The organism is Stieleria maiorica, assembly GCF_008035925.1.
Lineage (GTDB): Bacteria > Planctomycetota > Planctomycetia > Pirellulales > Pirellulaceae > Stieleria > Stieleria maiorica.
In genome coordinates this window covers 2,095,837-2,109,758 of record NZ_CP036264.1, presented here as the reverse complement: position 1 = coordinate 2,109,758, position 13,922 = coordinate 2,095,837, and the positions used below count along the sequence as shown (strand labels likewise).

The window sequence follows — 13,922 nt, the reverse complement described above, 5'->3', positions numbered from 1 at the left end:
CGCCGTCCTCTCCGAGGTCGGCGGGGGAAACGCTTCGCGTTTGCGTGCGCCGAGTTCGGAGAACACGGCGACTGTTGGAACGCATCGTCAATGACGTAAATCCAGTGAGATTCAGGGGTCGATCAACCCCTGGGCTCCGCGCAACCGGATCAAATCCTCACTCCAGCGGAGAAACAATTCTCTCCGCTCGGCCGGGTCGCGAAAGACCCGCACGGAGGTGGTTTTGTGACGGATATCGTCGCGGACCAATCCGTGCAGGTCGTCGTAGACCGCCTCGGGTTCCGGTCCATCGGTTTCTTCGGCCTGACGCCGGGCCGTCGCTTCGAAACGAAAGACTTGTAACCAACCGGGACGCTGGACGGCCACCAGACGCACGTTCTTGAACTTGGCCGTGCCGCCATAATAACCGTTCTTGGTCAAGTGTTTTCGGATCTCCAGTTCCATTTCGCGATCGCCACACCAATCGTTCCATTTTTGTTGCAGCGATTTCAGCAGCGCGATCATCGATGGCCTCGTGGGGGCGAAGATGGGGAACTCGATTGTAGGCGGAGGGACACCCGTGTACGACAGCCCCTTCCGGGCGGTCGTGCGGGGGAATCTTGTGCGACGACCTGGACGGGACGTCATCGCAAGTGGAGAGGTAGGAAGATTTTGGAGGTAGGAAGATTGGCGGAACCGAATGGATGCTGCACTTCATCATTTTCTTACCCCAAAAATCTTCTTACCCGATTTCTGCAGTCGGCTAAGAAAAACCGGTCACGTGTGCGAACCGGATGATCTCAGTTCAGTTTTACTGTCTGGCGCAGCCCCCGTCGTCCGTGTGGGTACTATTGCGCGCCGTCCATCTTTTCTTTCAGCAACATGACTGCGGTCTGGAAATCCTGGTTTTCCGGCTCCAGCCGGGCCGCTTTCTCCAGCTGCTCCAGCGCCGCGTCCAGCTGGCCGTCCAAGTACAACAGTAAACCGTAGCGGTATTGGATGCCGGCGATTTCGGGAGCGAGTGCGGCGTCGCGTGCCAGCAGCGGCAGTTCCTGCTTGCGGAGCGTTTTGACCCGCCGCAACAGTGTCTCGCGTTCGCCATCGGGAACGCCGGGGGCGATCTGTTCTAACAATGCCGCGAAATTGGTGCGGGCTCCGACCGCTTTGGGCTCGACGCGGATCGCCGTCTGGTAGGCCTCGATCGCTTCGCCATAGCGTCCCAGTTGTTCACAGATGCCGGCCCAACCCATGTGCGCCCCGGCGCGGTCGGAGGCGGCCATGAATTCTTCGTGGACTTCGTTCAACACGGCTTCCAGCTGGCTCCGTTCGGAGGACGACAGCCGGCCGAATGCGGGCGATCTCAGCAGTGCACGTGCGGCCGAGGTGCGAACCAGACGCGATTCGTCGCTCAGTAGCTTCATCAGCTTGCTCTTGCCGGTCGACGCGTCGGCCATCGCCAGCACCGAGGCGGCGGTCGAGCGGACCAGCGGATGTTGGCCGCTCTTGCCGACCAGTTCGGCGGCAACGCGTGGCGCGGCGCGACTGCCCTGTCGTGCGAGTTCGTCCAACAATGTGGCTTTGGCGATCGCCGGGACGCGCTGGTCGTCGAGCGTCAGCATCTCGATCGCCCGCTTGGCGGCCTGGGGATCACCGCGGCGCAGCGGCACCAGGGCTTCGGCAAAATGCAGCGGTTTCTTTCTGGTCGGGCCATACCATTTCTCGCACGCGTCGTCACACCACCGGTCGGTTTGACGCATCAGTTCGGTGATCGTTTCGCCGTCGGTTCCGATCGTGGCGGCGCCGTCTTGTTCGGCCGCCAGCAACCACTGCGAGTATTCCTTGGACTGGAATTCGTCGCGGTGCTCGGTGGCGATTTGGGGCAAGCGATCTTTGACGTGGCAATGGCTGCAAGCATTGGGGGTTCCCAGGCTGACCGACAGATCCGGCCGCGGGATTCGCAAGCTGTGGTCACGCCGCGGGTCGACATCCATGTAAGTCGTGTGCGGCATGTGACAGTTGACGCACTTGGCGCCCTCGCTGCCCGGGGCGTGATGATGATGCGCCGGGACGTCGTACTTGCCGGCGGCGTGTTGGTGACAGTTGGTGCAGGTTTCATTGCCGGGGAATTTCAGCTTCAGCGAATGCGGATCGTGACAATCGGTGCAGCGGATGTCTTTGTGGTACATCTTGCTTTGGATGAACGATCCGTAAACGTAGACCTCGTCTTTGATTTGACCGTCGCCGTGATAGGTCGCTTCGCCGAGTGTTTCCAGGCGGTAGTGGTCAAAGTAGTCGGGTCCGGCGGCAAAGTGCGGGTCCATCACGCCGCGGCGGCTGTGACAGGGGGCACAGGTTTGCAGTTGGGGTTCGGGATCGGCGCCTTTTAATTTGGCCAGTCCATAACCATGGCGTCGGTCCCAAAACAGCGACTTCTTGTTTGCCAGTTCGACGTGCAAGGATGCGGGGCCGTGACAGGCTTCGCAGCTGACATCGATTTCGGAAAACGTGGTGTGGTACGTCGCCGAGGCGGGGTCGAAGTTCTGTTTCAGGTTGGTCGAGTGGCAATCGGCGCACATCGTTTGCCAACGTTGTGCGATGCCGGTCCAGTGCAACGGGTCGTCGGCGGCAAGTTTGTCGGCAACGTCCGGTGGTCGCAGGTAGAACCAGCGGTGGTCGCGGGAGTCCCAGCTGATGCGGAGCACTTGCAGGCGTGCGACGTCACATTCGGGCATGTCGTCGCTGCGATCGAATTCGACCATGTACTGCTGCAGCGGGTAGACGCCGAAGACGTACTTGACTTCGAAGTCCTGCATCGTGCCGTCTTCGCCTTCGGTGTGAACCATGAAGCGTTTGCCGTCGCGGTACAGCCGGTTGACCAGGCCGTCATGTTCGAACGTGACATCGTTGAAATCGCCGAGCACGGTTTCGTCGGTGGCCAAGTCCATCGCCTTGTCGTGATCGGAACCGAGGAAGGATTCGGTTTGTTCTCGATGGCAATCGATACAAGCGTCGCGGCCGACATAGCGGCGTGGCGCGCCGGCCGGTTCGGCCGACCAATAATCGGCAAACACACCGCCGGCGATCAGCGTGCCCAGGGCGGCGGCGACGATCAACCAACGCCGTGAGGGCTGCTTCAAGGGCTTGGGGTTCGCTGGCGGGGTGGGACCACCGGTGGCGGCATTCTGCGTGGCTTGCCCGACCGAATTGGGGCGGCTGGATGATTGTTGACGACGATCGGACAAGATGGCGTTCGGGGGTCAGTCGAGGAGGGGGGGGTGGGGCGAGTCGCTTGGTGGAAGCGACGTCTCGCCGGGGGGAAGCGTGCCGCTCCCTTCGTGTGGAACCGCAGATTGTTGCAGCAACCGAACCGCTTCGCTTCGCATTTGATGGATCAGGTACGTCCGATTTTCGCTTTTGGGTTCGATTTTGTCGAGCAACCGTGCGGATTTCAGAAGCATTTCCGCGGCCCGATGATTTCGGCGGGGCGACGAAGCTTCTGCCGCGGCGTGCGGGAGCCGATGCGGTCGCCGTGGTTGCGTCGGGCGTTTGGGATCGAGGACAGATCCGTCCAGGATGCTCGGGGTGCCTCGTAGCAGTTCCTTCAATTCCTCCGGCAGTTTCACCTCCGCCGTGGCGGGGCCGGCGACCTCACGACCTCCCTGCAGCAAGCGTGAAATCGCTCGCCGGGCGGCCGGATCATCCTCGGGCGGGTGCTCGGTCGGCAGCGGAACATCGGGCAGCAGCAGCACGTCGTTCGGCGGTGCGGCAAGCATCGGTCCGGTGGACAGGCAGGCGTGCAACAGAATCCCGCCGATGGCGGAGCACCAAATCGCAGGTCGAACTCGCAAAGACAGCATTGGTCAAACCGAATGGAAGGAGCGGGCAAGCGGCCGGGCAGAATAGCGTGTGTCGTGGTTTCAGGCCAACAACGATTTTGCTGCGAAGAATGCTTTCGAAGTGAGCCAATGTTTTTTCAAAAATCGTTCGGGCTTTCACGTCGCGAGGGTGGCGGTTGATCGTCCAAAATCTAGACTGTGTTGATGATGAAGGTGGAATCCGGCGGACGGTTCAGCATTGCTGCGAGCCGCGCTTCGGCCGGCTCGCCAATAAACGCTTGAACGCTTACAACAGACCAGGCCCGTGATCGGCATCGGTTGATATGAATAGCTTTAGCTTGGACTACATCGACGATTTGTACGTCCAATATGTCCAGGATCCCGAGAGCGTCTCGGAGACCTGGCGACAGTATTTTGAGCAGTTCTTGGTGAGCTCTCCCGCGACGGCAAAGAAACGCAGCGCGAGCGTTTCGCAAAGCCCCCGCGCGTCGGTCGCACGGTCCGCCGGATCGTCCAAACCCGGCGGCAACGGCGCCGCCGTGGCCCTGGCCGAACGCAAGGGATCCACCGGCGACGAAGCGACCGACCAGGCGTTGTGGATGTCGCGGATGCAGGATCGCGTCAACCAGCTGGTCCGCGAGTATCGCGTCCGCGGGCACCTCAAAGCGCAGCTCGACCCGCTGGGCATCGATCGCGGCGACCGACCGGAATTGAGCCCGCAACGTTACGGGCTGAGCGAAACCGACATGCAGCGTCGGCTGGATTCGTCGGCCGTCGAACACGTCAAAGGCGACACGCTTGACGTCATTTTGACGAAGCTCCGCAATACCTACTGCCGTTCCATCGGCGCGCAGTTCATGCACATCGACAATCGCAACATTCGCGATTGGTTGCAGCAGCGGATGGAGAGCACCGAGAACCGGCTGGACCTGCCCCACGAAACCCAGCGACGGATTTATGCGCGGTTGGCCGACGCATCGATCTTTGAAGAATTCGTCCGCCGCAAGTTCGTCGGTGCGAAGACGTTTTCGCTCGAAGGGGCCGAAACGCTGATCCCGTTGATCGACCTGGCGCTGGAAAAGGCCGGCGAGCACGGGGTCCAGGAAGTCGTCATGGGGATGGCCCACCGCGGTCGTCTGAACGTGATGGCGAACATCCTGAAAAAACGCGCGATGAATATCTTCTGGTCCTTCGACGACCCGAACCCGGAGATGAGTCGCGGCGGCGGCGATGTCCGCTATCACCTGGGTTACAGCAGCGACTGGAAAACCGCTCGCGGGGACCACCTGCACATCTCGCTGTGCTTTAACCCCAGCCACTTGGAATACGTCAACACCGTCGCGATGGGACGCACCCGTTGCAAACAGGATCACCGTGGCGATAGCGAGCGTCGACAGGTGATGAATGTGTTGATCCACGGTGACGCCGCCTTCGCCGGCGAAGGCGTGGTTCAAGAGACACTGAACCTGAGCCAGTTGAACGGCTATCGCGTCGGCGGGACGCTGCACATCATCATCAACAACCAGGTCGGGTTCACCACACTGCCGGCCCAGGGGCGCAGCACGACCTACGCGACCGACGTCGCCAAGATGCTGCAGATCCCGATCTTTCACGTCAACGGCGAAGACCCCGAAGCGGTCGCCCAAGTCGTCTCGCTGGCAATGGATTTCCGCAACGAATTCCAACGTGACGTCGTGATCGATCTGTATGCGTTTCGTCGCTGGGGACACAACGAAGGCGACGAGCCGCGTTTCACCCAGCCGCGGATGTACGCCGAAATCGACCGACGCGCCGGCGTCCGCGAACAATACCTCAATCGGCTCAAAGGACTCGGCAAAATCTCCGACGAGGAAGCCGAAGAGATTCAAAAGGAGCGGACCGAAAAACTGGAATCGGAATTTGACGCCAGCAAGAACCATCAGTTCGTCCCCGACACGCAAACCCTTGCCGCCAACTGGAGCGACTTTTTCGGCGGGGTCGAACCGATCGAGCCGACCGACACAACCTTTGACGAAACCCGCCTGGGCGAACTCGTCGACGCGGCGACGCGATTGCCGGAAGGTTTTTCCCAGCACAAGAAACTCAAGCGGTTGATCGCCAATCGCCGCGGCATGGCCGCCGGCGAAAAACCGTTCGACTGGGCCACCGCCGAACTGGCCGCGTTTGCAACCCTACTGTCCGACGGCCATGCGGTCCGCCTGACCGGCCAAGATTGCCAGCGGGGAACGTTCAGCCAACGTCACGCCGTGCAGCATGACGTCAAGACGGGCGAAACCTACATGCCGCTGGAACACCTGGAATCCAACCAGGCCCGCGTCGAACTGCACAACAGCCCGCTCAGCGAAGCCGGCGTGCTGGGGTTCGAATGGGGTTACTCGCTGGATGCCCCCGACAGCCTGGTGCTGTGGGAAGCTCAGTTCGGTGATTTCTGGAACTGCGCCCAAGTCATCGTCGACCAGTTCATCGCCAGTGCGGAAGACAAATGGAACCGCTTGAGCGGATTGGTGATGTTGCTGCCACACGGTTTCGAAGGGCAAGGCCCCGAACACTGCAGCGCCCGCGTCGAACGGTTCTTGGCGATGACCGCCGAACACAACATCCAGGTCTGCCAACCGACCACGCCGGCACAATACTTTCACCTGTTGCGCCGACAAGTGATTCGCAAGTGGCGGAAACCGTTGATCGTGTTGACGCCCAAGAGCTTGCTGCGGCACCCCGAGGTGGTCAGCGATCGCAAGGAACTTGCCGAAGGATCTTTCGAGCGAATCCTGCGTGACAAAGATGTCGATTTGTCAAAGGTCCGCCGCGTCATGTTGTGCACGGGCAAGATTTATTACGACCTGAAGAAACGTCGGCAGGAACTGGAACGCGATGACGTCGCACTGATCCGTCTGGAACAACTGTATCCGCTGGAAAGCGATGAACTGATCGCCGCCCTGGATGGCGTTCCACGCGACGCGGAAATCTTTTTTGTCCAAGACGAACCGCGAAACATGGGCACGTGGCCTTACCTGAAGTTGAACTTCGGCGACGACTTCCAGAGCGCCGGCTGGACGTTGACCCCCATCACGCGCGCCGAGTCGGCCAGCCCCAGCACGGGCAGTATGGCGGCACACTTGCTGGAGCAAAAGGAGCTCATCGAAGCCGCCTTTGCCGGGCTTTAGGATCCCGGCCGATGGACGACACCCTCGAAAGGATGTCGTACCGTTGATTCTTCGTCGCTGCAAAGCAGCGACCCCGGGCGGCTAAAGCATGGACACCAGCGCATGTTGGTGTTTAGCATTTAGGCGACTCCTCTCGCTGCAAAGCAGCGACCCCGGGCGGCTAAAGCATGGACACCAGCGCGTCTGCGGGTACCCGCAAAAACGTTTTGCCCAAAAACGTTTTGCCATCAAACAGTTCGCGCATCGATGACTCGTACCATGCGTTACAATCGCGACGGCGCCACGGTGACGCCTGGGGCAACCCGACTGGACTTCTCTTCATGGCCGAAGCACGGATGAACACGCTTTCTGTTAGCCAGCTTTCAACACTTCGTTGGGACCTGGAGTCGGACGTTCACGCTTACTCGCAACGTGGGTTTGGAGGCATCGGGCTTTACCGCCCCAAGTTGGATGATTACGGGGTTGAGCGAACGATCGAGTTACTGAGCGAGCATTCGATGGTGGCCACCTCACTGTCCTGGGGCGGCGGGTTCACCGGCAGCGACGGGCGTCCGTTCGAAGATGCGGTTTCCGATGCCGTCAACGCGGTGATCCAAGCTGCCCGGTTGCGCGCCGGCACGCTGATCGTGCTGGCCGGTGGAAAAAACAATCACATTAAAACCCACCTTCGCCGAACACTCTGCCAAGCGCTTGTTCGGGTGGCCGCTGTCGCCTCGGAACACGGAATCAAACTCGCGCTCGAACCGTTTCACCCCGGTTGCGGCGACGAATGGTCGTTCGTGCATGACCTTCAATCCACGTTGGACATCATCGAACGTGTCGACAATCCATCGTTGGGATTGGTGCTGGACACGTACCATGTGGGAATGGACCGCGCCGCGCTACGCTGGTTGCCCGATGTCGCCCAGCACATTCACCTGGTCCAACTCGGTGACGGGCGCCATTGCCCCCATGGTGAAATGAATCGGTGCCTGCTCGGTGACGGATGTGTTCCGCTGCCCGAACTGATCGAGCTGTTGCACGAGAACGGTTACTGCGGCTCCTGGGAAGTGGAAGTGATCGGTGAAGACGTCGAATTGATCAGCTATGACCATTTGCTCGATCACACCAAACGCTACCTCGATCACACGCTGGGACAGTTGTGTTGAGATCGGCTGTCGCGCCGCAGCCTTTGGGGGCCGATTGATGTCCCGCTCGTTCCAAGGCTCTGCCTTGGAACGCACTGCCGATGTGGCTCCTGCCACATGCACCACGCTCGGTCCAGGCTCCGCCTGGGCGGCGCAAAATCTCGCGATTTGTTCGCGCTTTCGTTCCTAGGATTCTGGCGTTTTCGATTCCGCTTAACCCTCTCGGGATCAGCCGCTTGGCGCCAGCCTACGGGCCCTCAAAGACGCTGGGGCCCGAACGCTTGCGCGAATCGGCTGATGTCACTCGTGTTTCGTCGCCCGATGGCGGCAGTGAGTCGACCATCCATCGCGGAATGATTTCGCTGGAATTCCGAACCACCGCAAAATCCAAATTTTGCGCAGCCCAGGCGGAGCCTCTGACAGCCAGTGACGCGTGTGGCGGGAGCCACACAAACAGTGCGTTCCCAGGCGGAGCCCGGGGAACGAGGGATGATTCAATCGCCCATCGCCGTCAGGGCGGACATCCAATCGCCGGCGGAGAACCGCAGGTCGTCGCGTTTCTTGTCGATCGCCTTGTTGAGCTTGGTGTGAAGCTTTTCGTTGATGTCGTCGATCAATACTTCGTTGACGATCTTTTCGGCCATTTCGCCCCAAGTCTCTGCCACCTCGCCTCCGACCTTGCTGATCCGGTCGACATGCAGTTCATCCAGATGCAGCGATGCGGAAGTCACATTGGGGTCAATCACGATCGCCGGCGGGAGCACCGAGTAGTCGGGGTAGCTGCTCAGCCGGCCGCTGAGGGTGAGCCGAATCTTGGCGTGTCCGCGGACTTCGACACTGTACCACTGGACGCCCAGGTTCCAACGCTCGATGCGCGCCGAAAAATCCAGCGGGGTTGCCAGATCACACTCGATCATCCAGGCGGCGTGCTCCTCCGGACCGCCGTCGGTCGGGGTCACACTGCGAACGGTCGCGTTGACCGGTCGCGGCGCCGACGGCTCGCCGGGAAACTGGATGTGGTAACGCGTCTGCAGCCCCTGACGCACGTCTCGCCAGCGACGATGGGTCTTCAGCTGCACCCCGTCGCGACGGATCCGCACCCCGGCCCAGATCTTTTTCGTCCGCTTCCAGTTTTTCTCGCCATCGTAGGCATGCGGCAGTTGGGCGACCGCCAAGTCCACGAGCGACTGAACCGTCGCCCGGGCTTGGTCGGAGCTCATCACCGAACCGAGTTCGCCGGTGGCATCGGGCGCAACCGTCGCCGGTGCCGCGGGGTCTGCACGGCCATCAGGTGCCGCGGCGAACACGAAGGTTGCCGCGGCCAGAAAGAGCGTTGCACCGCCCAGCCGGTGTTGGCGTGTCGCGTTTATCGGTAGACCACCGCAAAGTAGACGCCATCGCGGCCGGCCACCATCGCTGCGCCGGCCGCGGTCATGCGTGGATCGCTGGTGTAACACGCGGAAACTCCACTGGGCGAAAAGGAGCTGGACCAGCCGACACCTTCGTAGCGGCCGGGGGCAAACGATCCCGGCGGATGCGACTTCAGGCCCATGCTGGCCATCTGACGCGCACGCCGCTCGGCAACCGATTGCAATGCAGGGTCATATCGCAGGGTTCGCAGTCCTTGTCGAGAGCGCTGGTTGTTCAGCATGCCCAAAACGTTCTGAACACCATTGCTGGCTTTCTGGTAAGCGACTTGCGCCACAGTTCGAACCGGGGTTGCCGAGACCGATTTGGCCGGGCTTGCCGTCGCCACCGGTCGTGCCGAGCCGTGAACTCGGCCGCATTTCGGACAAACTTGCCCCGAAACCGTCGCCACCGGAGCGGTCACTGCGGGGGTCGTTGATTGAACCACGGTCGATTGGGCAGCCGCCTGGTCTCCAGACATGATCATCAGCAGCGCCGGGCAAAGCAATGACAGGACTGCATGAAGGCTGATTTGCGAAATCGCGGACAAACGCACGTTAGTTTTCTCCCACTGGAAGTACTTTGCTGGCAGCCCTTCCGTGTAAGTCAACGACGATCAAGTCGCTGACGGTGGTCTCTGCCAGTCGCGGCGACCGACCTTCAGGCCGCCGCGGGTCAATTGGCCGCAAAGCATCTCGATCGGCCGAGTTTGCGGAAGGGGCAGAGTGGGTCGAATGCGAAAGTTTTACGGCTTCGGCCGCATTGGCACGCCCCTAATCAAAACACATCAACGGCTTGCGGCGACGGGGAGTTCCGGCAAAAAAATTTACCCGAGTGTCAACATGGGAGAACTGCGTCGCGCAGGCAAAACCAGCTCGGCGTGAATCACGAGGCTGGTCGGACGGTGTAGCACCAGCGAAACGTCCCGGTCGAGGCGATCGGACCGTCGGGTTGGATCCGCATCGCCGCGTCGTCCAGGACAACGGTCGACAGGTCCTCCGGAACGACCCTCATCGCGGCTGACGCGTCGTAGCTGGTCCCGAGCTGCTTGGGCGTTTCTTTCACTCGGCAGGCCCAATCAAAGCGAAAACCGTCGGGGGTCGGTTCCACGCTCAGGCTCCAGTGGCTCGTTCCGGCGCATCCGACGCCCAGCGCGACCTCTCGGCCCTCGATCGATTCGATGGATAGCTGTTGGATCGGAGGCGAATCCGGCCAGGCGAGCCCGTCGGCGCCGCTGCGGCACGCGATTCGGTCGGCGCCGAATTCGATGGCATGTTCAAATCGATCCGCATCCCACTGAAAAAGGACGCGACCAAGACGATCGGGGTGCGGAAGTGACAAGGGAGAGGCGGAGGTTGACAAGTTTGGCATCGGGGACGGGGGAAACGGTGAGGGGCTGGAGCATCCGCGGCGGGACGATCGCATTGACGAAATACTCTCATTCAGAGGTCGTGCGGTGATTCAGTCGTTGATCAAAAAGGGGGTTTACGACTTTTCCCGGCCGCCGTACCGAACCATCCGGACGGTTTGTGCCCACCGGTGGCAGCGCGAACCCATGGATCCCGACCGCATCAGATCCGCGGGTTCGCGCTGCCAGCCGTGGGCGATCGTTCCTCTGCTCTCTATTCCCGCTGGCCTTGATGACGGTCACCGACCGCGACTTCCCTCGCTATTCCATGCCCTCACGTTCCGGGAACGTTGTGCACGTTGAGGGCGTTGAAGGCGCGGAGCAGGTTGAGGCCATTGGCCTGGCTTTTTTCGGGGTGGAACTGCGTCGCGAACAGGTTGTCGCGGGAAACCATCGCGCAGAATTCGTGGCCGTAATCGCAGGCCAAGGACATCACCGAGGGGTCGGCGGGGCGGACGTAGTAGGAGTGGACGAAATAGAAATGGGTTTCGTCGGCCAAGTCCTCCAGCAGCGGCGAGGGGGAGGTTTTCCGGACGGTGTTCCATCCCATGTGCGGGACTTTGAACGTGTCGGGCAAATCGAAGCGGACGACCTCGCCTGGCAAGATCCCCAACCCGCGATGGGTCCCGTGCTCGTAGCCTTCTTCGAACAGCAGTTGCAAACCCAGGCAGATGCCCAGGAAGGGGCGTCCGGTATCGACAAAATCGCGAATCGCCGGCGCCAGGTCGCGGCGGTTGATTTCGTCCATGGCGTCGCCGAACGCGCCGACCCCTGGCAGGACCAGTTGTTCGGCCGCTGCGATTTCGTGCGGATCGGACGTGAACCGGGCTTGGCCACCGATTCGCTCGATCGCTTTTTGGACGCTCCGCAAATTGCCCATCTGGTAGTCGACGATCGTGATCATGGCGTGTGATTCGAAGTGGAGTGGCGTGCGAGATGCGGGCGTGGGAAACCCTGAGGCTTCACCTTCTGGCGAAGGTAGCTACGTTTGAGGTGCCACATCGACGCAGCTACGCTCGATGAGAGCAATGAATCGCTGTCCCGCTAGTCTTTAGCGACACACTACTGGGAAACGCGTTCGCTGGCAAATCCCCCTCAATTGCCGGCAAAACGCTGGGGCGTCGGCCGTCGCCCAGGCCCGTCGCAAGGGGGCCATATGGCCGGTCCATCGGTGGCGGAGTGGACGTCAGCAAACGTCTGATCTACGATCCCTGCTCCGCTCTGTCGGCAATTTGTCACACGCCATTGGCCCAACCAGACCATAGTTTTCGATGTCCGATTCGCTCCTCCCGCTGCGTCGACTGATGCAAACCTTGACCGAGCGAGCGCAGAGCCGTCCGGAGGGGTCGTACACGACCAAGCTGATGGCCGCCGGGACCGGCAAGATCGGCGAGAAGATTTTGGAAGAGGCCCACGAGTTGATTGAAGCGGCCGACGAGCCCGGGGATGCCGGACGCCAGCACTTTGTTTATGAAGCCGGGGATCTGATCTACCACACCCTGGTCCTGTTGGCCTATCGCGGCGTCGACCTGGACGAGGTCGCGGCCGAACTGGGGCGACGCGAGGGGACGTCCGGGTTGGTCGAAAAAGCAAACCGAAATCAAACGAAAACGGACCAATAGCCCCCGAAGCGAACGACGATGGGACAACTGAACAAGAATTTAAGAATCGGGCTTCCGAGCAAGGGTCGGCTGAGTGAGTTGTCCGGCGAGCTGCTGCTGCAAGCGGGGCTGAGTTTTCGCCGTCAAAACCGCGGCCTGTTCGCCAAGGTCAAGGGACTGCCGATCGACCTGGTGTTTTTGCGGACCGATGACATTCCGACCTTGGTGGCCGAAGGCGCCATCGACATGGGATTCACCGGCAGCGATTTGGTCGAAGAAGCCAACGCCAACGTGGCCACGCGAATGCGGTTGGGTGTCGGACGCTGCCGATTGGCGATCTGTGTTCCCGATGACAGTGAAATCCGATCGGCAAACGAGCTGGACGGGAAACGCATCGCCACCAGCTTTCCCCACATCACCAAAGCCTACTTGGGCCAACACAACGCCCTGGCCCATATGGTTTCGCTCTCCGGCAGCGTCGAAGTGATGATCCAGCTGGGGGTGGCCGATGCGATCGTCGATTTGGTCGAAACCGGCAGCACGTTGGCGGCCAACCGGTTGCGAATCCTGGAAGAGATCGGATCCTATGAAACGATTCTGATTCAGAACAACGAAGCCTGCCGCGATGTGGAAATGGCCGATCGAATCGTCCGACGACTTGAGGGCGTGGTGATCGCCCGGGACTACTCGTTGCTGGAATACAACATTCCGACGGCCAAGCTGGACGCAGCGGAAAAGATCACGCCGGGATTCAACTCGCCGACCATCGGCACGCTCGAAGACGAGGCCTGGCGCAGCGTGCGGGTGATGGTGCGGAGCAGCGAAGTGATCGACGTGATGGAAAAGCTGGAACGACTTGGCGCATCGGCGATTTTCCAAACCACTATCTCCAACTGCAGACTGTAATCACAAGCCATGTCCAGCGACTATTCGATCGAAATTGATGTTCAATCCGTCAAGCAACTCCAGGATTCCGACGAGTCCTTTTTGTTGCTCGATGTGCGGCAACCCGAAGAGCACGCGACCGCCAAGATCGACGGCAGCGTGTTGATCCCGATGGGGGAATTGGGGCAACGGCTGGACGAACTGGAACCGCACCGCGAGGGACGAATCGTCGTGCACTGTCACCACGGCGGACGCAGCATGCAGGTGACCGAAGCCTTGCGGTCACGCGGTTTCGACAGCGTCCAAAACATGGCCGGTGGAATCGACGCCTGGAGCCTGCAGATCGACGGCAGCGTGCCCCGTTATTGATCGCACAGGCAGCGCATGTTGGTGTTAAGCCTTCAGGCGACTCCTCTCGCTGCGAAGCAGCGACCCCAAGCGGCTAAAGCCTGGACACCAGCGCATGTTGGTGTTTAGCCTTCAGGCGACTTCTCTCGCTGCGAAGCAGCGACCCC

At 60.8% G+C, this 13,922-nt stretch carries 12 protein-coding genes; 5 read left to right on the top strand and 7 right to left on the bottom strand.

Annotated elements, in window-relative coordinates; translation table 11 throughout:
• Positions 1-111: 111 nt before the first annotated feature.
• From Mal15_RS07140 to Mal15_RS07130, 3 genes are all read right to left on the bottom strand, one after another.
• Positions 112-504: a hypothetical protein gene (locus Mal15_RS07140; protein WP_147867124.1), complete on the bottom strand. Its 393-nt coding sequence runs from the start codon at positions 502-504 to the stop codon at positions 112-114.
• A 323-nt stretch (positions 505-827) separates the two neighbouring features.
• Positions 828-3,221 carry a multiheme c-type cytochrome gene (locus Mal15_RS07135; protein WP_315854291.1) on the bottom strand — a complete coding sequence of 798 codons (2,394 nt, stop codon included), beginning with the start codon at positions 3,219-3,221 and terminating at the stop codon, positions 828-830.
• A 15-nt stretch (positions 3,222-3,236) separates the two neighbouring features.
• Positions 3,237-3,836 carry a hypothetical protein gene (locus Mal15_RS07130; protein ID WP_147867123.1) on the bottom strand — a complete coding sequence of 200 codons (600 nt, stop codon included), beginning with the start codon at positions 3,834-3,836 and terminating at the stop codon, positions 3,237-3,239.
• Positions 3,837-4,138: 302 nt separating this feature from the next.
• Here Mal15_RS07130 and Mal15_RS07125 point away from each other — a divergent pair, with 302 nt between their 5' ends.
• Both Mal15_RS07125 and Mal15_RS07120 read left to right on the top strand, forming a co-directional pair.
• Positions 4,139-6,979 carry a 2-oxoglutarate dehydrogenase E1 component gene (locus Mal15_RS07125; protein ID WP_147867122.1) on the top strand — a complete coding sequence of 947 codons (2,841 nt, stop codon included), beginning with the start codon at positions 4,139-4,141 and terminating at the stop codon, positions 6,977-6,979.
• A 320-nt stretch (positions 6,980-7,299) separates the two neighbouring features.
• A complete protein-coding gene (locus Mal15_RS07120) occupies positions 7,300-8,127 on the top strand; it encodes a sugar phosphate isomerase/epimerase family protein (RefSeq protein WP_233903327.1) in 828 nt (275 codons plus the stop codon).
• A gap of 473 nt (positions 8,128-8,600) precedes the next feature.
• Here the strand turns inward: Mal15_RS07120 and Mal15_RS07115 are convergent, their stop codons facing one another.
• The 4 genes from Mal15_RS07115 to hisH all read right to left on the bottom strand — a co-directional run bounded on the left by Mal15_RS07115 (position 8,601) and on the right by hisH (position 11,825).
• Positions 8,601-9,563: a hypothetical protein gene (locus tag Mal15_RS07115; protein ID WP_147867121.1), complete on the bottom strand. Its 963-nt coding sequence runs from the start codon at positions 9,561-9,563 to the stop codon at positions 8,601-8,603.
• On the bottom strand, positions 9,473-10,123 hold the full coding sequence (locus Mal15_RS07110) for a CAP domain-containing protein (RefSeq protein ID WP_233903326.1): 651 nt from the start codon (positions 10,121-10,123) through the stop codon (positions 9,473-9,475). Before Mal15_RS07110 ends, Mal15_RS07115 begins: the two co-directional genes overlap by 91 nt.
• A gap of 275 nt (positions 10,124-10,398) precedes the next feature.
• Positions 10,399-10,884, bottom strand: coding sequence for a hypothetical protein (locus tag Mal15_RS07105; protein ID WP_147867120.1), 486 nt, complete (start codon positions 10,882-10,884; stop codon positions 10,399-10,401).
• 311 nt (positions 10,885-11,195) lie between these two features.
• Positions 11,196-11,825, bottom strand: a complete 630-nt coding sequence (gene hisH / locus Mal15_RS07100; protein ID WP_147867119.1) for an imidazole glycerol phosphate synthase subunit HisH — start codon at positions 11,823-11,825, stop codon at positions 11,196-11,198.
• 367 nt (positions 11,826-12,192) lie between these two features.
• On the opposite strand from hisH, the gene Mal15_RS07095 reads away from it, so the two are divergent.
• From Mal15_RS07095 to Mal15_RS07085, 3 genes are read left to right on the top strand one after another with little or no spacing between them, the layout of a single operon-like run.
• Complete coding sequence (locus Mal15_RS07095; protein ID WP_147867118.1) at positions 12,193-12,543, top strand: phosphoribosyl-ATP diphosphatase; 351 nt, start codon at positions 12,193-12,195, stop codon at positions 12,541-12,543.
• An 18-nt stretch (positions 12,544-12,561) separates the two neighbouring features.
• Positions 12,562-13,428: an ATP phosphoribosyltransferase gene (hisG, locus tag Mal15_RS07090; protein ID WP_147867117.1), complete on the top strand. Its 867-nt coding sequence runs from the start codon at positions 12,562-12,564 to the stop codon at positions 13,426-13,428.
• 9 nt (positions 13,429-13,437) lie between these two features.
• A complete protein-coding gene (locus Mal15_RS07085) occupies positions 13,438-13,776 on the top strand; it encodes a rhodanese-like domain-containing protein (protein WP_147867116.1) in 339 nt (112 codons plus the stop codon).
• Positions 13,777-13,922 lie beyond the last annotated feature (146 nt).